The organism is Sphingomonas sp. P2_B6 (assembly GCF_056404755.1).
In genome coordinates this window covers 347656-367449 of sequence record NZ_JBFUDK010000002.1, presented here as the reverse complement: position 1 = coordinate 367449, position 19794 = coordinate 347656, and the positions used below count along the sequence as shown (strand labels likewise).

Here is a 19794-nt window from a genome sequence, read left to right as displayed (position 1 = left end):
AAGACATCCGATTCAAGCCGTTGCCAGCGCGTGCGCGCCGAGTTCCTCCGCGATGCGGGCACGTAGTTCGGTCTTCCGCACCTTGCCCGAGACCGTCATCGGAAACGCGTCGACGAAGCGGACATGTTTCGGAATCTTGAAATGGGCGATCTTCCCCCGGCAGAAATCCCGGAGCTGCGCCTCCGACGCCTCATGGCCCGCGCGCAGCATGACGAAGGCGCAGAGCTCCTCTCCGTAACGCTCGTCCGGAACGCCGACGACATGCACGTCCTGGATCGCGGGGTGGCGGTGGAGATATTCCTCGATCTCACGGGGATAGATGTTTTCACCGCCCCGGATCACCATGTCCTTGGCGCGTCCTACGATGTTGCAATACCCCTCCGCATCGATCGTCGCGAGATCGCCGCTGTGCATCCAGCCGTCCGCATCGATCGCCTCGGCGGTGCGCGCCGGATCGCCCCAATAACCGCGCATCACGGAATAGCCGCGCGTGAGCAGTTCGCCCTTCACGCCGCGCGGAACGGTCGCGCCCGCGGCATCGACGATCCTGACCTCGACATGAGGATGCACGCGGCCGACCGTGGACACGCGGCGTTCCAGCGGGTCATCGACCGCGCTCTGGAAACTGATCGGCGCGGTTTCGGTCATGCCATAGGCGATGGTGATCTGGGCCATGTGCATGCGATCGATGACCTTGCGCATCAGCTCGATCGGGCAGGGTGCGCCGGCCATGACGCCGGTGCGCAGGCTCGACAGGTCATGCCGGGCGAAGCCGGGCGCCTCGATCATCGCGACGAACATCGTCGGGACGCCGTGCAGCACGGTACACCGTTCCCGATGCACCGTGGCGAGCGTCGCTTCGGCGTCGAAGGCCTGACCGGGAAAGACCAGGGTGGCGCCGTGCGTCAGGCCGGCAAGATTGCCGATCACCATGCCGAAACAGTGATGGAGCGGCACGGGAATGCACAGCCGATCCTCGGCGGACAGGCGCATCGCATGGCCGATCAACATGCCGTTGTTCAGGATGTTGCGATGCGTGAGCGTCGCGCCCTTCGGATTGCCGGTGGTGCCCGAGGTGAACTGGATGTTGATCGGGTCGTCGGGCGACAGGGACGGCAGGATCGCATCTGGGCAGGCGACGCCCTCATTCGGTGGGAAATCGATCAGATCCTCATAAGCCAGCATGCCGGGGATCAGGTCATCTCCCAGGGCGATCACGTGGCGCAGCGCCGGCAAGCGCGCCGAACGGAGCTCGCCCGGATGAGCGGTCGCGAGTTCAGGCGCGATCTCGCGCAACAGCGCGTCATAGTCAGTGCCGCGATAGCGCGGGACCAGGACCAGCGCGCGGCATTCGACTTTGGTCAGCGCATATTCGAGCTCGTGGGTGCGATAGGCCGGATTGATCGTGACCAGGATGATTCCGACCTTCGCGGTCGCGAGCTGGACCACCACCCATTCCGCGCAATTGGGGGCAAGAATGCCGAGCCGGTCGCCGCGCTCAAGGCCTAGCCGCGCGAGCGTGGCGGCAAGGCGATCGACGCGCCGCTTCAGCTCGGCATAGGACCAGCGGACCTGTTGATGCGGCACTACCAGGGCTTCGCGCGCGGCGTGAGCGGTGGCGATCCTGTCGAAACAGGCGCCGATCGTTTCCTCGACCAGCGGGGGCGAGGATTCCCCCCGAACATGACTGAGCAATAGCTCCACGATCTTCTCCATGCTTCAATTTCGGAAAGATGCCGTCATGCGACCCGCGGCATCGGCGCGATCGTTTACTTTGTCGCGCTGCGTGATACGGTGCCGTATCGAGTCGCGCGGCATAAGTCAATACGGTGCCGTATCAGAAAAGGAATGGTGAATGGACGACGGGTCTCAGGCGTGGGTCGACGCAGCGCTGGAAGAGATGGCGCATGGGCTCGATCAGGTAAGGGTCGAGGTGATCGCGCAGCGCCTGGGGGTGACGAAAGGTGGTTTCTATCGCCGGTTCAAGGACCGGCGCGCGCTGCTCGACGCGATGCTGGAGAAATGGACGTCCGGCCGAATCGCGGCGATCGAGCAGCAGACCCGGCTGGTCGACGATGGCCCGGCGGACCGGCTACGGTCCCTGCTCGACCTGTTCGCGGCGCGGCTGAACACTCAGGGTCTGGCGATCGAACTTGCCGTGCGGGAATGGGCGCGGAGCGACGAAGCGGCAGCGGCGGCGGTGCTGCGCGTCGACGAGGCCAGGCTGGCGCATGTCGCAGAACTGTTCGAGCAACTGGGCCTGTCGCCCGAGGCCGCGCGAACGCGGGGCGTGCTGTTCTACGGCTTCGTGTTCGGGCAGAGCTCGCTGGTGCTCGCGCCGACCGTGGCGGCACGGACCGCGCTGATCCGGTCGTGCGGGGACCTGCTGATCGTGCCGCCGCTCGGCGTGGCTGCCTAGCGCCATCCAACCAGGCGCGGGCGCGACGCGTTACCCGGCTGCCTTGGCCAGTCCCTTCGACAGTTGCAGCGCGCCGTTGAGCCGTGCCTTGGGGTCACCCCAGCTACGGTTGATCACCAGCTTCGAGTCAGGCCGCAGCTTCGCGACCCCGTCGAGGCGCGCGATCCAGGCGAGCAGCCCGTCGATATTGGGCGGCTTGTCGTCGTGGAAGCTGACCAGGGCCCCGCGCGGACCGACATCGATTTTCGCCACACAGGCCTTCTTGGCGTTGAGCTTGATCTCCATGAGGCGGATCAGATTCTCGGTCGGATCGGGCAGGGGGCCGAACCGGTCGATCAGTTCCGCCGCGAACGCCTCGACCGCCTGGGATTCGTCGAGATCGTTGAGGCGGCGATACAGACCCATGCGCAGGTCGAGGTCGGGGACATATTCCTCCGGGATGAGGATCGGCGCGTCGACCGTGATCTGCGGCGAAAAGTCGCGCGGGCGCTGCGCCATGCCACCGGCTTTGGCGTCCATGATCGCCTCTTCCAGCATCGACTGGTAGAGTTCGTAGCCGACTTCCTTGATATGCCCCGACTGCTCGTCGCCAAGCAAATTGCCTGCGCCGCGAATGTCGAGATCGTGGCTGGCGAGCTGGAAACCAGCCCCGAGGCTGTCGAGATCGCTCAGCACCTTCAACCGCTTCTCCGCCGTCTCGGTGACGATGCGGTCGGGCGGGGTGGTGAGATAGGCATAAGCACGCGTCTTCGCCCGGCCGACCCGGCCGCGCAGCTGATAGAGCTGGGCGAGGCCGAAACGATCGGCGCGGTGGATGATCATCGTGTTGGCGCTCGGGATATCCAGCCCGCTCTCGACGATGGTGGTGGAGATCAGCACCTCGAACTTCTTGTCGTAAAAGGCCGACATGCGCTCCTCGACCTCGGTCGGCGACATCTGGCCGTGCGCGGTGACGGCCCGCACCTCCGGCACCTGCTCGCGCATGAACTGTTCGATATCGGGAACGTCGGCGACGCGCGGGGTGACGAAAAAGCTCTGCCCGCCGCGATAATGCTCGCGCAGCAGCGCCTCGCGCAGCACGACCGGATCCCAGGGCATGATATAGGTGCGCACCGCGAGGCGGTCGACCGGCGGGGTCTGGATCACCGACAATTCGCGCAGACCCGACATCGCCATCTGCAACGTGCGCGGAATCGGCGTCGCGGTGAGCGTGAGCACATGGACGTCGGTCTTCAGCGCCTTCAGCCGCTCCTTGTGGGTGACGCCGAAACGCTGCTCCTCGTCCACGATGACAAGACCGAGCCGCTTGAATTCGACCGATTTGGCGAGGATCGCATGCGTTCCGACGATCACGTCGATCGTGCCGTCGGCCAGGCCTTCGCGAGTCGCCTTGGCTTCGTTCGCCGTGACGAGGCGCGACAGGCGGCCGACCTTCAGCGGAAAGCCCTCGAAGCGCGCCGTGAAATTCTGGAAATGCTGGCGCGCGAGCAAGGTGGTCGGGCAGACCACGGCCACCTGAAGTCCCGACATCGCCGCGGCGAAGGCGGCGCGGAGCGCGACCTCGGTCTTGCCGAAACCGACATCGCCGACGACGAGCCGGTCCATCGGCGTGCCCGCGGCGAGATCGCCGAGCACGTCGTTGATCGCGCGGTCCTGATCGTCGGTTTCCTCATAGGGGAAACGATCGACGAAGCTGGCATAGCCTCCCTGGTCGGGCTCGATCACATCGGCGGGGCGCAGCGCGCGTTCGGCGGCGGTCGCGATCAGCTCGCCGGCGATCTCGCGGATCCGCTCCTTCATGCGGCTCTTGCGGCGCTGCCACGCCTCGCCGCCCAGCCTGTCGAGGCTCGCGCCCTCGCTGTCCGATCCGTAGCGCGACAGGACTTCGAGATTTTCGACCGGCACGAACAATTTGTCGCCGCCGGCATAGGTCAGCGCGACGCAATCATGCGGGCTCTGGCCGACCGGGATTGAGGTCAGGCCTTCATAGCGACCAATGCCATGATCGACATGGACCACGAGGTCGCCCGGCGTGAGCATCGCCAGTTCGGCGAGGAAGGCGTCGGCGGATTTCTTGCGCTTCTGGCGGCGGACGAGCCGGTCGCCGAGCATGTCCTGCTCGGTGAGCAGCGCGACGTCGGGCGTGGTGAAGCCGTGATCGAGCGGGAGGACGATGAGGGCGACACCCTTGTCCGCGACGCCGAGCGCTTCCTGCCAGGTGTCGGCCTTCCCCGCGCCCTTAAGGCCGTGGTCGGTGAGCAGGGTCGACAGGCGCTCGCGCGCGCCGCCCGAATAGCTGGCGAGGATCGGCTTGCGACCCTGCCGGCGCAGCTTGGCGACATGTTCCGCGACCGCCTCATAGACATTCGCGCCGCTCGACCGTTCCGCGCCGAAATCGCGCGGGCCATCGACGTTGAAGTCGAGAACGGTCGCACTTTCCGGCTCGTGGAATTGCGTGGTGAGATGGGCAGGTGTTTCTTCCAGCCGCTCGGCAAAGTCCTTCGCGGTCAGATACAGCGCATCGGGCGGGAGCGGCCGGTAGCTGCCGGGATCGCTCGACTGCGCCTTGACGCGGTTCGCGTGATAATCGGTGATCGCCTCGAAACGCTGCTCCGCCGCGCCGAGCACGCCGGCGTCGCGCACCACCACGGCATCGCCGCCGAGATGGTCGAACAGGGTCGCCAGCTTCTCCTCGAACAGCGGCAGCCAATGCTCCATGCCGGCAAGGCGGCGGCCGTCGCTGATCGCCTGATAGAGCGGATCGCCTGTCGCAGTGGCGCCGAAACGCTCGCGGTAACGGCTGCGGAAGCGCTTGATGCTCTCCTCGTCGATCAGCGTCTCTGAGGCCGGGAGCAGGGTGAAGCCGTCGATCCGGCCGGTGGTGCGTTGGTCGGCGGGATCGAAGGTGCGGACGCTCTCGATCTCGTCGCCGAAGAAATCGAGGCGGAGCGCCTGTTCGGCGCCCGAGGGGAACAGATCGACCAGACCGCCGCGCACGGCGAACTCGCCGGAATCGGCGACGGTCTCCACCCGGACATAGCCGTTCGCCTGGAGCTGTTCGGCCAGGCGGTCGCGGCCGATCCGTTCCTTGGGGGCCAGCGTGGCGACGAGCTGGCGGATGCGGAACGGGGTTAGGGTCCGCTGCGCGGCGGCGTTGGCGGTGGTGACGAGAAGCTGCGGGCCCTTGGTGGGTTGCTGCAGGCGGTGCAGCGTCGCCATGCGCTCGGCCATGACGTGCAGCGTCGGCGAGGCGCGGTCATAGGGAAGGCAGTCCCAGGCGGGAAAGGCCAGGACTTCCAGCTCGGGCGCGAACATCGCCGCCGTCGCGGCGATGGCGCGCATCGCCGCTTCGTCCGGCGCGATGAACACCGCGCGGCTCTTCGCGGCACGGGCAAGGTCGGCGAGCAGCCACGGCTCGAACCCCGTCGGCACGCCGGCGAGGGTGAGGGGCGTCTTGGCCGAGAGGATCGTCTTCAGGTCGGGCATTCTATCTCCCCCCTCCCTGGAAGGGAGGGGCTTTGGGGCTTCGACAATTTTCGTCATGCCGGACTTGTTCCGGCATCCATGCCTCCTCGTGCACCACGGCGGTTGCGTTTGCGGATCGATGGACCCCGGAACAAGTCCGGGGTGACGGAGAATTCAGGTCATTTCTGGATCGGTACGTAGCTGAGCACGCGCATCGCTTCCATGATCGGGCCTTCGTAACGCGCCGGGCAGATATCGGTGCCGATCGCCCAGGCCATGATGTCGACATCCTGTTCCTCGAGCAGTTCCTCGAACAGATCGATCTCGGCGTCGCTCCAGCCTGAAGCAGCGGCGTCGCAGAAGCCGCCGATCAGCAAATCGGCTTCCCGGGTGCCACGGTGCCAGGCACGGAAGTGCAGGCGTTTCAGGCGGGTCTCTCGATCCATATATTTCCAACGGCGATTGGCCGGCGGCGCTTGGAGCAACCGTCGGCTGGGACTAGGTAAGGGTCAGATAGTCATGCGGCCCGATATCCTCAATCCATTGTTCGCCGAGATCACGGCGTTGAAAGGCGTCGGCCCCGCGCTGGCCAAGCCGCTGGACAAGCTTGGCCTGCACCGCGTGATCGACATGGCGTTCCATCTGCCGACCGGCTGGATCGACCGGGTGCCGCGCGACGAGCTCGACATGGCGGATGCCGGGCGGACGATCGCGATCACCCTGACCGCGGTCGAGCATCGGTCGGGCAATGGCCGCGGGCCAGCGCGGGTGCGCGCGGTGGACGCCAAGGGGAACTATGTCAGCCTGATCTATTTCGGCGGGCATCCGGGCTGGTCGAAGAAGCTGCTGCCGACCGGCGAGCCGCGGCGCGTCTCCGGCCGGCTCGAGATGTACGGGCAGGAATTGCAGATGGTCCATCCGGACTATGTGCTGCCGCTCGACGAAGCGCCGGAGGTGGGCGAGCGCGAGGCGATCTACCCGCTGTCGGAAGGGATCACATCGCGGCGCATGGGGCAGCTGACCGCGCAGGCGGTGGAACGCGCACCCGACCTGCCCGAATGGATCGAGCCGGGCCTGCTGGCGAAACATGGCTGGCCGTCGTGGCGCGAGGCACTGGCACGCGTACATGCCGACCCGTCCGATGCGAAGGCGAAGGAGCGGCTGTCCTATGACGAGCTGTTCGCCAATCAGCTCGCGCTGATGCTGGTGCGGCAATCGTCCAGGGCGCGGCGGGGCAGGGCACTTGCCGGCGACGGGCGGCTGCGCGACGCGCTGGAGCTGCCTTATACCCTGACCGGCGCGCAGGCGCGGACGGTGCGCGAGATCGAGGGCGACCTGCAACAGTCCCAGCCGATGTTACGGCTGCTCCAGGGCGATGTGGGATCCGGCAAGACGCTGGTCGCGGCGATGGCGCTGCTGATGGCGGTCGAGGCCGGCGCGCAGGGCGCGTTGCTGGCGCCGACCGAGATTCTGGCGCGGCAGCATTACGACACCTTGCGGCGCCAGCTTGGCGGCCTGCCGGTCGAGATCGCGGTGCTGACCGGGCGCGACAAGGGGCGCGTGCGCGAGGCGACGCTGATGGGGCTTGCCTCGGGCGCGATCCATATCCTGATTGGCACGCATGCGATCTTCCAGGAGGCAGTGACCTACAAGGATCTCGCGCTGGTGGTGGTGGACGAACAGCACCGCTTCGGCGTGGCGCAGCGCATGATGCTGCAAGCCAAGGCCGACAAGCCGCCGCACCTGCTGGCGATGACCGCGACGCCGATTCCGCGCACCCTGACGCTCGCCAATTATGGCGAGATGGACGTCAGCCAGCTCGACGAAATGCCGCCGGGCCGCCAGCCGATCGAGACGCGGGTGATTTCGGAGGAGCGCCTGCCCGAGGTGGTCGATGCGCTGGCGCGGCATCTCTCGGATGGCGGTCAGGCCTATTGGGTCTGCCCATTGGTTGAGGAGAGCGAGAAGAGCGATCTCGCCGCCGCCGAGGACCGGGCGGAAACGCTGCGCGCAAGGTTCGGCGCCCGGGTCGGGCTGGTGCATGGGCGGATGAAGGGGCCGGAAAAGGACGCGGTGATGGCGGATTTCGCCGGCGGGCGGACCGGCGTGCTGGTCGCCACGACGGTGATCGAAGTCGGCGTCGATGTGCCCAATGCGACCCTGATCGTGATCGAGCATGCCGACCGCTTCGGTCTGGCCCAGCTCCATCAGTTGCGCGGGCGGGTCGGCCGGGGAAGCGGCCGGTCGATCTGCCTGCTGATCCGTGGCAACCAGCTCGGCGAAACCTCAAGGGCGCGGCTCGCGCTGATGCGCGAGACCAATGACGGGTTCCGCATCGCCGAGGAGGATCTGCGCCTGCGCGGCGCGGGCGAATTGCTCGGCACGAAACAGTCGGGCGAGGCTGGGTTCAAACTCGCGACGGCGGAAACGCTCGAGGCGCTGCTGCCGGCCGCGGCCGCGGATGCACGGCTGCTGATCGATCGCGACGGCGGGCTGGAGGGGCCACGTGGGCAGGCGGCGCGGACGGCGCTGTATCTGTTCGAGCGCGACGCCGGTGTGGCGCTGCTGCGCTCGGGCTGAGATATCACCGGCCGCGTAGCACGACCGCGAGCATATCATAATAGTCGGCCAGTTCGATCGCCGTATCGAGCTCGCAGCCGATCCGTCCGCCAAGGAACCAGCGTATCTCCGCCGAGACCACGCCCACCACCGGCAGCGTGATCGTCAGCCGGTCGCCGACCTTGTAGGGCATGTCGCACCGCGCCATCAGGCCGAGCGCCGAAATGCTGACGACCAGCAGGTTCAGCGGGCGCGCATCGGGACCGAAGGCACGAGCCCGGAAGTGCACCTCGTCGCGCGGCGCCTCGAGATCTTCCGCTGCTCTCGCATTGCCGGATGCTGCCATCGCCCCCTCCCTCGAAGCCGCGAGGCTAGAATAAAAGAGTGAATCGGGTCGCAACGAAATTGTTTAACGCTGGCTTGCGCCGGCACGAAGCATTTCCGGATCAAGGGCTTGATCCAGGATTCCACGCTTAACCCTGATCGGCGACCAACAGACCGTGATGCTTCTTGCCCGCGGCGATCCTCACTGGTTCGGCACCGACCTTGATGATCAGCGCCTCGTCGACGACCTTGTCGGCCCCGACACGCGCGCCGCCGCCCTTGATCAGCCGGCGGGCCTCGCCCTTCGAGGCGCAGAGACCGAGCGCGACCAAGGCGTCGACGATGCCGATCTCGCCGCCGGCAACCATATAGGTCGGCAGGGAATCCCCGGCCGCGCCCTCTTCGAAGGTACGGCGCGCGGTTTCGGCTGCTTCGGCGGCAGCGGTGGGGCCGCGGCACATCGCGGTCGCCGCGTCGGCGAGGATCTTCTTCGCCTCGTTGATCTCCGCGCCCTCGAGCGATTCCAGCCGGGCGATCTCGTCGAGCGGAAGATCCGTGAACAGCCGCAGGAAACGGCCGACATCGCGGTCGTCGGTGTTCCGCCAGAACTGCCAGTAATCATAATGGGGCAGCTGGTCCTCGTGCAGCCAGACCGCGCCGGACATGGTCTTGCCCATCTTGCCGCCATCGGCAGTGGTGATGAGCGGGGTGGTGATGCCGTACACCTCGGTCGAATCGACGCGGCGCGACAGCTCGATGCCGTTCACGATATTGCCCCATTGATCCGACCCGCCCATCTGCAGCCTGCACCCGGCGCGGCGCGACAGTTCCAGGAAATCATAGGCCTGGAGGATCATGTAGTTGAATTCGAGGAAGCTCAGCGACTGCTCGCGATCCAGCCGCAGCTTCACGGAATCGAAGCTCAGCATGCGATTGACCGAGAAATGCTGGCCGATGTCGCGCAGGAAGGGGATATATTCCAGCGCATCCAGCCACTCGGCGTTATCAAGCATGATCGCGTCGGAGGGTCCATCGCCAAAGGTCAGGAATCGCTCGAAAATCCGGCGAATGGACGCGACGTTGCCGGCGATGCCGTCCTCGCTCAGCAGCTTGCGGGCCTCATCCTTGAAGCTCGGATCGCCGATCTTGCCGGTGCCGCCGCCCATCAGCACGATCGGCTTGTGGCCGGTCTGCTGGAGCCGGCGCAGCAGCATGATCTGGACGAGGCTGCCGACATGCAGCGACGGCGCCGTCGGATCGAACCCGATATAGCCGGGCACGACCTGCCTGTTCGCGAGCGCATCGAGGCCGGCGGCGTCGGTGAGCTGGTGAATATAGCCGCGCGTCGACAGCAGGCGGAGCAGATCGGAAGTGAAGTCGGTCATGATGCGGCGGCGCTTAGCATCGCTCCGCGCGTGTCGCTAGCGGGACGGCAATTGCCCCAGCGGATCGACCGGGGTCCGGCCCTTGCGCATCTCGAAGTGTAGCTCTGGCCGGTCGACCGAGCCCGTATCGCCCGATGAGGCGATGGTCTGCCCTTTTTTTATGGACTGGCCGCGCTGGACCAGCAGCCGGCTGGCATGGCCATAGACGGTCGTCCATCCATCGCCATGCTTCAGGATCACCAGCCCGCCGAGATTGGCCACCTCGTTGCCGGCATAGGCCACGACGCCGTCCGCTGCGGCCAGGACCGGCGTGCCGATCGGCGCGGCGATCTCGATGCCATTGTATCGCTCGCCGCTCGCGCCCGGGCCGAACCGCGCGACGATATCGCCCCGCATCGGCCAGGCGAAGGCGCCGCGCAGCCGCACCGGTTCAGCCAGCGCGGCCGAGGAGGGCAGGACGCGCGCGGGCGAACTGCTCGGCCTCGCCGGACGCTGGTTGGAGGCGAGCGCCGGCTCGCCGCCGGTGACGATGTCGTCGACGTCGAGGGTGAAGGCCGCGGCGCGCTCCGCCAGGGTCCGCGGGCCGCCGGGGATCAGCACGCGCATGCCGACTCGCAGCGTATAGGGCTCGCTCAGATCGTTCGCCGCGATGATCTGGGACCAGTCGACTCCATAGGCCCGCGCAATCGCGATGCCGGTCTCGCCCGCGCGGACCAGATGATAGCGGCCGGCCGGGATGGCGAGCCGCTGGCCTGCCCGGATCACGAACGGCGGGGTGAGGCCGTTGGCGCGGGCGATCGCTTCCGATCCGGCACCGGTCCGATCAGCGACGCCGCGTAGCGTGTCGCCGGGCTGGACGACATAATTGCTTGCCGCGACCGTCTGTGCCGTGGCGGAGACCGGACGCGCCTGCCAGGCGGGGGGCGCCGTGATGGGGGTGCGCACCGTGCGATCGATGCTCGCGCGCTCAGGCTCGACCGGGCGTTCGACCCTGGGGCGCGCGCGCGGAACCGGTCGATCGATGGTTTCGCGCTCATATCGGACGGGCGGCGGTGGCGGAGGGGAGGACTCAGGCGGCTGACCCGGCGGGATACAGCCGGTAAGCAGGGCGAGCAGAAGCACGGGCATGATGTGGCGCGCGACGCTTTCGTAAGGCCCTGCCATGCGCACCTCAGCGATAGGCGGTGTTGAGCATCGCCAGGGATTCCGCATGCGTCAGGTCGAGATGCAGCGGGGTTACCGCGACATAGCCGTCGGCGATCGCTTCCAGATCGGTGGAATGCGCCGGAGTCTCGACCGTCGGCCCCAGGGCGAACCAGTGATATTCATACCCCCGCGGATCGCGGTTGGTGACGATCTGCAGCCGTCCATAATCGCGCAGGCCCTGATTGGCGACGCGGATGCCCTTGACCGCATCGGCCGGCCCGGCGGGGAAATTCACATTGACCAGCGTGCGCGGCGCCAACGGCGCGTCGACCAGCGGACGCAGCACGCGCTCGCCCCAGGCAGCGGCGGCCTCGAACGGCACGGTGTCGCCCATACCCTCGCGCGAATAGACCTGGCTGAGCGCGATCGAGCGCACGCCGGCCAGCGCGCCCTCCATCGCCGCCGAGACGGTGCCCGAATAGGTCACGTCCTCGGCAAGGTTCGCGCCGCGATTGACGCCGGACAGGATCAGGTCCGGCGGCGAGTCCTTCATGATCCGCGCCAGCGCCATCATCACGGCGTCGGTCGGGGTGCCCGCCACGGCAAAGCGCCGGTCGGAGAAGCGCCGTACACGGATCGGCCGGGTCAGGGTCAGCGAGTGGCCGGCGCCGGACTGTTCTTCGGCCGGGGCGACGATCCAGATGTCGTCGGAAAAGGCCGATGCGATCTCCTCCAGCACCTTGAGACCGGGGGCGTGATAGCCATCGTCATTGGTGAGGAGGATGCGCATCAGGCGGGCTCCAGCCGGTTGAGGCCGCGCAGATAGGGTTGCAGCGCTTCGGGGATGGCGACCGATCCGTCCTCCTGCTGGTAATTCTCCAGCACGGCGACCAGCGTGCGGCCGACCGCGAGGCCCGACCCGTTGAGCGTATGGACGAAGCGCGTCGCCTTCTCACCCTCCGGCCGATAGCGCGCATTCATGCGCCGCGCCTGGAAATCGGTGCAGGTCGAGCAGCTCGATATCTCGCGGTAACGCCCCTGGCCGGGCAGCCACACTTCGAGGTCGTAGGTGCGCGCGGCGGTGAAGCCCATATCGCCGGTGCACAGCTTCATCCGGCGAAAGGGCAGGCCGAGCGCAGTCAGGATGCCTTCGGCGCAGGCGGTCATTCGCTCATGCTCCGCTTCGGACGTATCGGGCGTGACGATCGAGACCATCTCGACCTTCTCGAACTGATGCTGGCGGATGAAGCCGCGCGTGTCGCGGCCCGCCGCGCCCGCTTCGGAGCGGAAACAGGCGGTGAGCGCGGCGAAGCGCAGCGGCAATTCGCCCTCGGTCAGGATCTTCTCGCGCACGATATTGGTCAGCGAGACTTCGGCGGTCGGGATCAACCAGCGGCCGTCCGTGGTACGGAACATGTCCTCGGCCGCCTTGGGCAGCTGCCCGGTGCCGAACACGATCTCGTCCTTCACCAGCAGGGGCGGCACGACCTGCTCATATCCGTGATCGCCGCAGAGCTGGTCGAGCATGAACTGGCCGAGCGCGCGGTGAAGTCGCGCCGCGGCACCGCGCACCAAGGTGAAGCGAGCCCCGGCAAGCTCGACCCCGGTTTCGAAATCCAGGCCTAGCGCCGGGCCGATCGCATCATGCTCCTTCGGCGCAAAAGCGAAGGTCCCGGGCGTGCCATGCTCGGCGACCAGGGCATTGTCGTCCTCGTCGGCCCCTTCGGGTACGTCGGCGAGCGGCAGGTTGGGCAGGATGGCGAGCTTGCCGTGCAATTCCTCGCCGAGCGCCTTCTCCTCCGCCTCGATCGTGGGGAGACGTTCCTTGAGCGCCGCGACCTCGGCCATCAGCGTGGCGGCGGTGGCCTCGTCCTTCGAGGCCTTGGCCGCACCGATTGCCTTCGAGGCTTCGTTGCGGCGGGCCTGGCCGGCCTGGGCCTCAGTGATCAGCGCGCGGCGGCGCTCATCCAGGACGACCAGGGAATCGGCTACCGGCGCAAGCCCGCGGCGTGCCAGGGCGGCGTCGAAGGCGGCAGGGTTTTCGCGGATCAGGCGGATATCGTGCATGGCGGCAGGCTATGGCGGCGGCTCGGCGCGCGCGCAACCCGTGGCGCCGTCCGGGCGTTATCCTTTGCCTTACAGCCGAAAGGACGCTCGATGCAGATCCCCCACAACGCCGCCGTGCTCGTCGCCGATGGGCGCAAGATGCTGTTCCTGCGCAACGAGGGCGACGAGGCCTATCCGAACCTGGTGGTCGAGCATGCCGAGGCCCAGTCCAATCCCAAGGACGGCGACCAGAAGAGCGACGCACCGGGCCTGTCCTATTCGAGCGCCGGCAGCGGGCGGAGCACGATGGACGAGACGGATTTCCATCAGCTGGGGGAAGATCGTTTCGCGTCGGATGCCGCCGAACTGCTCAAACGCCGCGCGCTGGCGCATGAGTTCGAATCGCTGATCATCGTCGCACCGCCGCGGACGCTCGGTGAACTGCGCAAACATTATCACAGCGAGGTGAGTTCGCGGATTACCGGGGAACTCGACAAGGACCTGACCAACCATCCGATCCCGGAAATCGAATCGGCGATCAAGGCTGCGTGACCGAGGCAATGTCCGCATGACGGAAAACGTTGGACAATTCACGAAAATGCAATGTGCTGACGGCTATGGCGCTCTCCGCAAGCCAGGCTTCAATTTCGACAAGGCCTTGCTTGTGATGGTCGAGCGGCATGGTTATAGGCCCGCTCCGGATGGGACGGCGGTGAAGGTGCTCAGAAGGCATCGTATCGCCGGCGGGAGAGTGGGATGGCGACGGTCTTGAATCGATTGGACGAATCCGAAAAGTTTCAGCCGCCCGCGGGCGAGGGTGGAGATGGCTATCGGCCAAGTGCCGAGGAGCCCTTCATGAATCCGCGCCAGCAGGCCTATTTTCGCGACAAGCTGCAGGCGTGGAAGGAAGCGATCCTGCGCGAGGCAGCGGGCACTCTGTCTCAGCTGCAGGTCGATTCGCTGCGTGAGGCCGATCTCACCGATCGCGCGTCGAGCGAGACCGACTGGTCGATCGAGCTGCGGACCCGCGATCGTCAGCGCAAGCTGATCTCCAAGATCGACGCGGCGTTGCGGCGAATCGAGGAAGGCGAATATGGCTATTGCGAAGTGACCGGCGAGCCGATCTCGCTCGCACGCCTAGAAGCCCGCCCGATCGCGACGATGACGGTCGAGGCACAGGAGCGCCACGAGCGGCACGAAAAGGTCTCTCGCGAAGATTGATGCCGGTCGCGACGATTCGGGCGACCGGATCAGCTCTGGCATCGATGCAAGGCGCGGACGCCTCACACGGGCAACCCCGCGCGAGGCACCAGGCACCTAGAGTTCGGACATTTCCTCTTTCAGGCGCAGTTTCTGCTTCTTGAGCGCCGCGAGGGTCACGAAGTCCGGCAATGGGCGCTGCGACTCGGCACAGATCTTTCGATCGAGCACGGCATGCTTGGCCTCAAGGGCCGAAAAATGCGCGGTCTGCATGGAAGCGTTCCTCCTACATTGCTGGGCGGGGTTGGGAGTAGAACACGCTCGCCCCCGATTGTCTTCCATATTTTTGGACATAATCGACATGCCGAAGGTATTTGCGCGACAGCTTGTTTTTGCGGCTCGCGGGTCCCGTGCAATTTGCTAAGGGCAGTGGTGTGAACGGGGAAACCATGGACGACACGCAAATCGCCAAGCGTCTGGAAATCCTGCGTATCGAGCATCGCGATCTCGATTCAGCGATCGCGGCCTTGCTGATGACGGGCTCGACCGATCAGTTGCAGGTCGCGCGCCTCAAGAAACGAAAGCTGCGCCTGCGCGATGAAATCGCCATGCTCGAGGACCAGATGATTCCCGATATCATCGCCTGAGTCGCCGCGACTCGGGCGCTGACGTCACCAGCCCGGAGTCGTTGACGTCGCCATTATGACGGCTAGTGTGAGCGTGACCGGAGGAACATGAGCGAACCCCGCATTCATCGTCGGCTGATCGACACGCTGTACATCGACGCGATGGTGCTGGCCGACGAGGCGCGCGGTTATTTCGACGAGGGCGGCAAGGCGGAACGCGACCAGCTCGATCCGATGGCGCGCGTTTCCTTTTCCTGCGAGTCGCTCAAGGTCACCACGCGGCTGATGCACGTCATCGCCTGGCTGCTGACTCAACGGGCGGTCGATGCGGGCGAGATGGCGCCCCGCGATGCACTCGATCCGTCGCGGCGCCTCGGCACCGCGCCGATCAGCGAACGCGACGCGGTCGAAGCGATGCCGCCCTTTGCGCAGGGGTTGATCGAGGCAAGCAACGATCTCTATCGCCGCGTCGAGCGGCTCGATCAGGCCCAGGCGGCCAATGATGCCGCGGAGAGCCCGGCCCGGTCTATGCTGGAGCGCCTGGCGGCGGCATTCTGACCCGCATCGCCTAATTCAGTGGCGAAAACCCCAGGCCGCGCAAATACTGGACCTTGATACTGACCACGGTGACGCCGGGACCGACGTTGACCGCTGCCTGCTCGAACGTCGGCCTCGCGCGCCCCAGCGACCGGTTGGCGGCGACGCCCGCGCCATCGCTCCAGATCGAGAATTTGTCCCTGCCGACGCGGTTGTGCCGCAGCATCAACGAATAGCGACCGGGATGGGGGACACGCACGCAGATCGCGACCTCGCCCGACGCGGGCGTTCGGGATCGGGTGCGACGGAATACCCTGCCTTCGGCGACGAGCGATTCGTCGGGGCGCAGGAAATCGGCCTGGGTGGCCGGATAGAGTTCCAGCCAGATCTCCCCGACGCGGTCCTTCAGGCCCAGCACATTCACCTGGATCGCGGGGCCATGGCCGGCAGTGCAGAAGGGCGCATCCTCACCGACCATTTCGGCGCCCAGCGCCGAAGGAATTGCCACGGCCAGGGCAAATACGACACTGGCAAAGGGAGTTGGCGTCATGAAAGACGTGTCCGACCGTTGAGGAAATGCCTGCATAGACGTCGCACCGCGCCATGATCCGCACCCCGCGATCGCGCATTCACCGTGTCAGACGGCGGTAGACGAGCAAATGACCGGTCCCGCGCGGCGCCGCGAGGGCAAGGCGGTAATCGCGCGCCAGCGCGGTCGCGACGATGCGTTCGCTTTCGGCATTCCAGGGCGCGAGCGGCTGATCCATGGTGACGACCACCGGCGGGCGGCCAGCCATGATCCGCCGGACTTCCGCTGCCTCGTCGATGCCGGTCGAACCCTGTTCGGCCTGATAGGCAAGCGTCGACGGGAAGGCGTACGCCGTCGGGATGCAGGCGTGCGACAGGTGGTAGAGGATCGAATCGCCCGCGAACACATAGGGGCATTCGCCGGTGCCCTGCGCCGTCATGATGCGTGCCACCGCGCGCACCGATGCTTCGTCGGTCGGTTGCAGCGCGACGCGGCACGTGAACAGGACGAGCCCCGCTCCGAGCGTGCCCGCGAGCGCAAGGCGGTGTCGCCCCAGCACGGGCGCGGCGATGATCGCCAGCGGCGCCATCAGCGGGAGGGCATAATGATCGAAGAACGCGCCGATCATCGCGAAGGCGATCAGTGCGGCCGCCAGCCATCCGAACGCCAGCAGCTTGACCGCATCCCGCGGCCGAGTCCGCCAGGAGAGCACGGCACAGACGATGAACGGCGAGAGTTGCGCGGTCGTCCCGGCCAGCCGGGCGACGATCTTCACGGCGGGATAGGATTGGCGCAGTGCCACCGAATAAAAGTTGGAAAACAGGAACGCCTGAAACACGGCAGGCCCGCGCAGGGCGAAATCGACCATGACCAGGGCGGTCGGCAGGATGCCGAGAGATGCCCAGAGCAATCCGGCAGCGCCGAGCGCGGGCCAGCTTCCGCCGGCGCGGCGAAGATACCAGAGGTGGGCGGCCCCGAAATAGGCGCCCTCCACGACTGGCGTATATTTGGTCTGGATCGCAAGGCCGGCGAGCAGACAGGCGGCCATGCCGTTCAGGATGATGGCGCGCCGCGCGCAACGGGCGGCGAGATCCGGCAGTCCGAGCGTCAGCACGGCCGCGCCGGCGACGAACAGATTGTAGAACACCGGCGATTGCCCGCCGCGCCCGCTGAGCAGCGACAGCCAGATGAGATAGCCGATCGCCGCGGCGAACGAACCACCTGGCGTCGCGCCCAGCCGCCTGCCTCCCACTACCACCAGCCACGCGGTGGCCGTGGCGAACAGGGTGGCGACGATCTGATAGGCCAGGATGCCGTCGCCGGGTAACAGCCTGATCGCCGCGAAGATCAGGAACAGGCCGACCGGCTTGCGATCCCACAGATCGACATAGGGAATCGCCCCACCCAGCATCCGGTCGCCGACGAGGAGATAATATTGCTCGTCGACATGAATGGCCGGATTGCCGAAATCGCGGCCGCGCAGCGCGATCGCAACCGCCAGCAGCAGCGCGACGAGCAGGAACGGATTCAACCGAGGAAACCACGTGCCGGCACCGGGCGTGTCGCGATCGATCGCCGCGGATCCGAAATATTCCGTCGTCACGGAAAGTCCAATTAGGCGGAAGTTCGCGTCGCGTCATTCGGCATATTTTTTCCGTGATGGTGCGGAAATATCATCGCGCATCGTCTCCGAAACAGCCCCGGCGGGCTGGCGGCACCGGCATTCTCGCCGATTTTTCTGCACGTGCCTGGTGAGGGTGGCGCGTGATCATGTCGTCTTGTGATCGGGGGGACCGGTTGGTGCCAGGGCGAGGTTCGCGAGCATCCGGGGGAGGGTGGTCGCACAGTGCCTCGGCTGGCGTCGATCGATCGAACCTTCCCGGTTTCGATGGATGCACGCATGTATTTCAATCTCGTCTCGGCTCGCACCGCCCAGGCAGCACCAGTCGCCGGGCGATCCGCGCTGTCATGGACCGTCCTGATTCCCTTTTTCAACGAACGCGATTTCCTGGCCGATACCATTGCCAGCCTGGCGGAACAGACCCGTCCCTTCAGGCTGGTTCTTGTCGACAACGGATCGACGGACGGCGGCGCCGAGATCGCGCGCGCGGCGTGCGACCGGCTGGCACTCGACTATATGCTGCTTACCGAACGCGAACCGGGCAAGGTCGCCGCGCTTCGCACCGGTCTCGGCTGGGTGCGGTCCCGGTTCGTCGCCACCTGTGACGCCGACACCCTCTATCCGCCGCATTATCTCGCCGAGGCGGAACGCTTGCTGGGCGAGGAAGGGTGCGTTGTCGCGGGTGCCTTCTTCGTGACGCGCGATGCGATGCCGAGCGACATCGCGGCGATGGGGCGCAAGATCAACGGCGCGGCCAGGCTGTTGCCGCGCCAATGCCATACCGGCGGCGCCGGTCAGGTGTTTCGCACCACCGTGTTGCGCGCGGCCGGGGGCTTCGACCCGGAACGCTGGAATTATGTGCTCGAGGATCATGAGATCATTCACCGCGTGATGAAGTTCGGATCGATGCGCTATTCGCACGATCTGTGGTGTGTGCCGTCGCTACGGGAACGGGACCGCGCTTCGATCCGCTGGACTCTGGTCGAGCGGCTCACTTATGCGGCAACCGCTCCCTGGGCTGGAGACTGGTTCTTCTATCGTTTTCTGGGACGCCGCTTGCGGCACCGCCATCTGCTCAGCCACCATATTCGCGAACGGCGCTATCAGGACATGGAAGGGGCGATTTTTGCCACGACTAATCCTGTGTTCTGACGACTTCGCGTTTTCGCGCGAGGTAAGCCTGACGATTGCCGAACTGGCCCAGACGGGCAAGCTCAACGCCATCAGCTGCATGGCGGTCATGCCCGGTTGGGCGACGGACGCCGAACTGTTGCGCGACGTGCCCGATCATGTCGAAATCGGCCTGCACCTCACGCTGACGGGCGAAAAGCCGCTTACGGCGATGCCGGTGCTAGCGCCTCGAGGTCACCTGCCGTCGCTTGGGGATCTCGCGCGGCGTGCGCGGTCGGGCACGGCGCCGCTCGACGAGATAACGCAGGAGATCCGCGCGCAATTCGACGCGTTCGTTCAGGCGATGGGTCGCTCACCGGCCTTTGTCGATGGCCATCAGCATGTTCATGCGTTGCCGGGTATCCGCGATATCGTTCTCGAGGAAACCGCGCTGCGCGCACCGGACGCCTGGATTCGCTGCTGCACGGACAGCCTTGTGGCGATGATGGCCCGTCCGTTCCTCGGCAAGGCGCTCGGCAGCGCGTGGCACTCGCTCGGTCTGAGGCGAGACGCCGCGAGGCACGGTCTGCGCTGCAATGACAGCTTCGCCGGACATTATGATTTTTCAAAGAATTATGATGACTTCTTTCCGCAATTTCTGAGAAGGCCTGGGCCAGTGCATCTGGTCATGTGTCACCCCGGGCGGGGCGCTCGCGCCGAAGATGACATAGCCTCCGCACGCGTGCGTGAGGCTGCGGCCTTGCGCGCATGGTCGATCGCGGACATGGCTGCTGCCGGCGGGCTGGCGTTTCCGGCCTGATCAAGGG

The 19794-nt window shown here is 66.2% G+C and carries 20 protein-coding genes; 8 read left to right on the top strand and 12 right to left on the bottom strand.

Translation table 11 applies throughout. The features are described from left to right. Positions 1-12: 12 nt before the first annotated feature. Positions 13-1704: an AMP-binding protein gene (locus tag AC1DX5_RS04230; protein ID WP_478014309.1), complete on the bottom strand. Its 1692-nt coding sequence runs from the start codon at positions 1702-1704 to the stop codon at positions 13-15. A gap of 151 nt (positions 1705-1855) precedes the next feature. On the opposite strand from AC1DX5_RS04230, the gene AC1DX5_RS04225 reads away from it, so the two are divergent. Continuing rightward, positions 1856-2419 carry a TetR/AcrR family transcriptional regulator gene (locus tag AC1DX5_RS04225; protein WP_478014308.1) on the top strand — a complete coding sequence of 188 codons (564 nt, stop codon included), beginning with the start codon at positions 1856-1858 and terminating at the stop codon, positions 2417-2419. A 30-nt stretch (positions 2420-2449) separates the two neighbouring features. On the opposite strand, the gene mfd is transcribed toward AC1DX5_RS04225, so the two are convergent. Continuing rightward, entirely contained in the window at positions 2450-5905 is a 3456-nt protein-coding gene (mfd, locus tag AC1DX5_RS04220) for a transcription-repair coupling factor (RefSeq protein WP_478014307.1), read from the bottom strand. Positions 5906-6063: 158 nt separating this feature from the next. Further along, positions 6064-6330: an FAD assembly factor SdhE gene (locus tag AC1DX5_RS04215; protein ID WP_465173435.1), complete on the bottom strand. Its 267-nt coding sequence runs from the start codon at positions 6328-6330 to the stop codon at positions 6064-6066. Between the two features lie 73 nt (positions 6331-6403). Here AC1DX5_RS04215 and recG point away from each other — a divergent pair, with 73 nt between their 5' ends. Continuing rightward, positions 6404-8464, top strand: a complete 2061-nt coding sequence (gene recG / locus AC1DX5_RS04210) for an ATP-dependent DNA helicase RecG (protein WP_478014306.1) — start codon at positions 6404-6406, stop codon at positions 8462-8464. Positions 8465-8468: 4 nt separating this feature from the next. Here the strand turns inward: recG and AC1DX5_RS04205 are convergent, their stop codons facing one another. The 5 genes from AC1DX5_RS04205 to serS form a co-directional block, all read right to left on the bottom strand. After that, positions 8469-8789 carry a PilZ domain-containing protein gene (locus AC1DX5_RS04205; RefSeq protein WP_478014305.1) on the bottom strand — a complete coding sequence of 107 codons (321 nt, stop codon included), beginning with the start codon at positions 8787-8789 and terminating at the stop codon, positions 8469-8471. Between the two features lie 127 nt (positions 8790-8916). Continuing rightward, entirely contained in the window at positions 8917-10152 is a 1236-nt protein-coding gene (gene tyrS / locus AC1DX5_RS04200) for a tyrosine--tRNA ligase (protein WP_478014304.1), read from the bottom strand. A gap of 36 nt (positions 10153-10188) precedes the next feature. Continuing rightward, a complete protein-coding gene (locus AC1DX5_RS04195; RefSeq protein WP_478014303.1) occupies positions 10189-11316 on the bottom strand; it encodes a peptidoglycan DD-metalloendopeptidase family protein in 1128 nt (375 codons plus the stop codon). Between the two features lie 7 nt (positions 11317-11323). After that, on the bottom strand, positions 11324-12088 hold the full coding sequence (gene surE, locus AC1DX5_RS04190; RefSeq protein ID WP_465173430.1) for a 5'/3'-nucleotidase SurE: 765 nt from the start codon (positions 12086-12088) through the stop codon (positions 11324-11326). Continuing rightward, a complete protein-coding gene (gene serS, locus AC1DX5_RS04185) occupies positions 12088-13365 on the bottom strand; it encodes a serine--tRNA ligase (protein ID WP_478014302.1) in 1278 nt (425 codons plus the stop codon). Before serS ends, surE begins: the two co-directional genes overlap by 1 nt. A 90-nt stretch (positions 13366-13455) precedes the next feature. Between serS and AC1DX5_RS04180 the strand changes: the two genes are divergently transcribed. Further along, on the top strand, positions 13456-13896 hold the full coding sequence (locus AC1DX5_RS04180) for a host attachment family protein (RefSeq protein ID WP_478014301.1): 441 nt from the start codon (positions 13456-13458) through the stop codon (positions 13894-13896). On the opposite strand, the gene AC1DX5_RS04175 is transcribed toward AC1DX5_RS04180, so the two are convergent. Beyond that, the gene (locus AC1DX5_RS04175; RefSeq protein WP_478014299.1) at positions 13883-14026 is read right to left on the bottom strand and encodes a hypothetical protein; all 144 of its coding nucleotides are present in this window, start codon (positions 14024-14026) and stop codon (positions 13883-13885) included. The two genes, AC1DX5_RS04180 and AC1DX5_RS04175, sit on opposite strands and share 14 nt — an antisense overlap. 74 nt (positions 14027-14100) lie before the next feature. Here AC1DX5_RS04175 and dksA point away from each other — a divergent pair, with 74 nt between their 5' ends. Then, complete coding sequence (gene dksA, locus AC1DX5_RS04170; protein WP_465173426.1) at positions 14101-14565, top strand: RNA polymerase-binding protein DksA; 465 nt, start codon at positions 14101-14103, stop codon at positions 14563-14565. 96 nt (positions 14566-14661) lie between these two features. Here dksA and AC1DX5_RS04165 read toward each other — a convergent pair whose 3' ends face one another. Further along, a complete protein-coding gene (locus AC1DX5_RS04165; protein WP_465173425.1) occupies positions 14662-14817 on the bottom strand; it encodes a YdcH family protein in 156 nt (51 codons plus the stop codon). Positions 14818-14993: 176 nt separating this feature from the next. On the opposite strand from AC1DX5_RS04165, the gene AC1DX5_RS04160 reads away from it, so the two are divergent. Beyond that, entirely contained in the window at positions 14994-15191 is a 198-nt protein-coding gene (locus tag AC1DX5_RS04160; RefSeq protein WP_465173935.1) for a YdcH family protein, read from the top strand. Positions 15192-15278: 87 nt separating this feature from the next. Next, positions 15279-15728, top strand: a complete 450-nt coding sequence (locus AC1DX5_RS04155) for a DUF1465 family protein (protein WP_465173424.1) — start codon at positions 15279-15281, stop codon at positions 15726-15728. Between the two features lie 10 nt (positions 15729-15738). On the opposite strand, the gene AC1DX5_RS04150 is transcribed toward AC1DX5_RS04155, so the two are convergent. Both AC1DX5_RS04150 and AC1DX5_RS04145 read right to left on the bottom strand, forming a co-directional pair. Then, positions 15739-16257: a DUF2141 domain-containing protein gene (locus tag AC1DX5_RS04150; protein WP_478014297.1), complete on the bottom strand. Its 519-nt coding sequence runs from the start codon at positions 16255-16257 to the stop codon at positions 15739-15741. 79 nt (positions 16258-16336) lie between these two features. After that, the gene (locus tag AC1DX5_RS04145) at positions 16337-17839 is read right to left on the bottom strand and encodes a hypothetical protein (RefSeq protein WP_478014296.1); all 1503 of its coding nucleotides are present in this window, start codon (positions 17837-17839) and stop codon (positions 16337-16339) included. 297 nt (positions 17840-18136) lie between these two features. Here AC1DX5_RS04145 and AC1DX5_RS04140 point away from each other — a divergent pair, with 297 nt between their 5' ends. Both AC1DX5_RS04140 and AC1DX5_RS04135 read left to right on the top strand, forming a co-directional pair. Further along, entirely contained in the window at positions 18137-19009 is an 873-nt protein-coding gene (locus AC1DX5_RS04140) for a glycosyltransferase family 2 protein (RefSeq protein ID WP_465176760.1), read from the top strand. After that, positions 18984-19787 (top strand): ChbG/HpnK family deacetylase, encoded by an 804-nt coding sequence (locus AC1DX5_RS04135; RefSeq protein WP_478014294.1) that lies wholly within the window; start codon positions 18984-18986, stop codon positions 19785-19787. Before AC1DX5_RS04140 ends, AC1DX5_RS04135 begins: the two co-directional genes overlap by 26 nt. Positions 19788-19794: the final 7 nt, after the last annotated feature.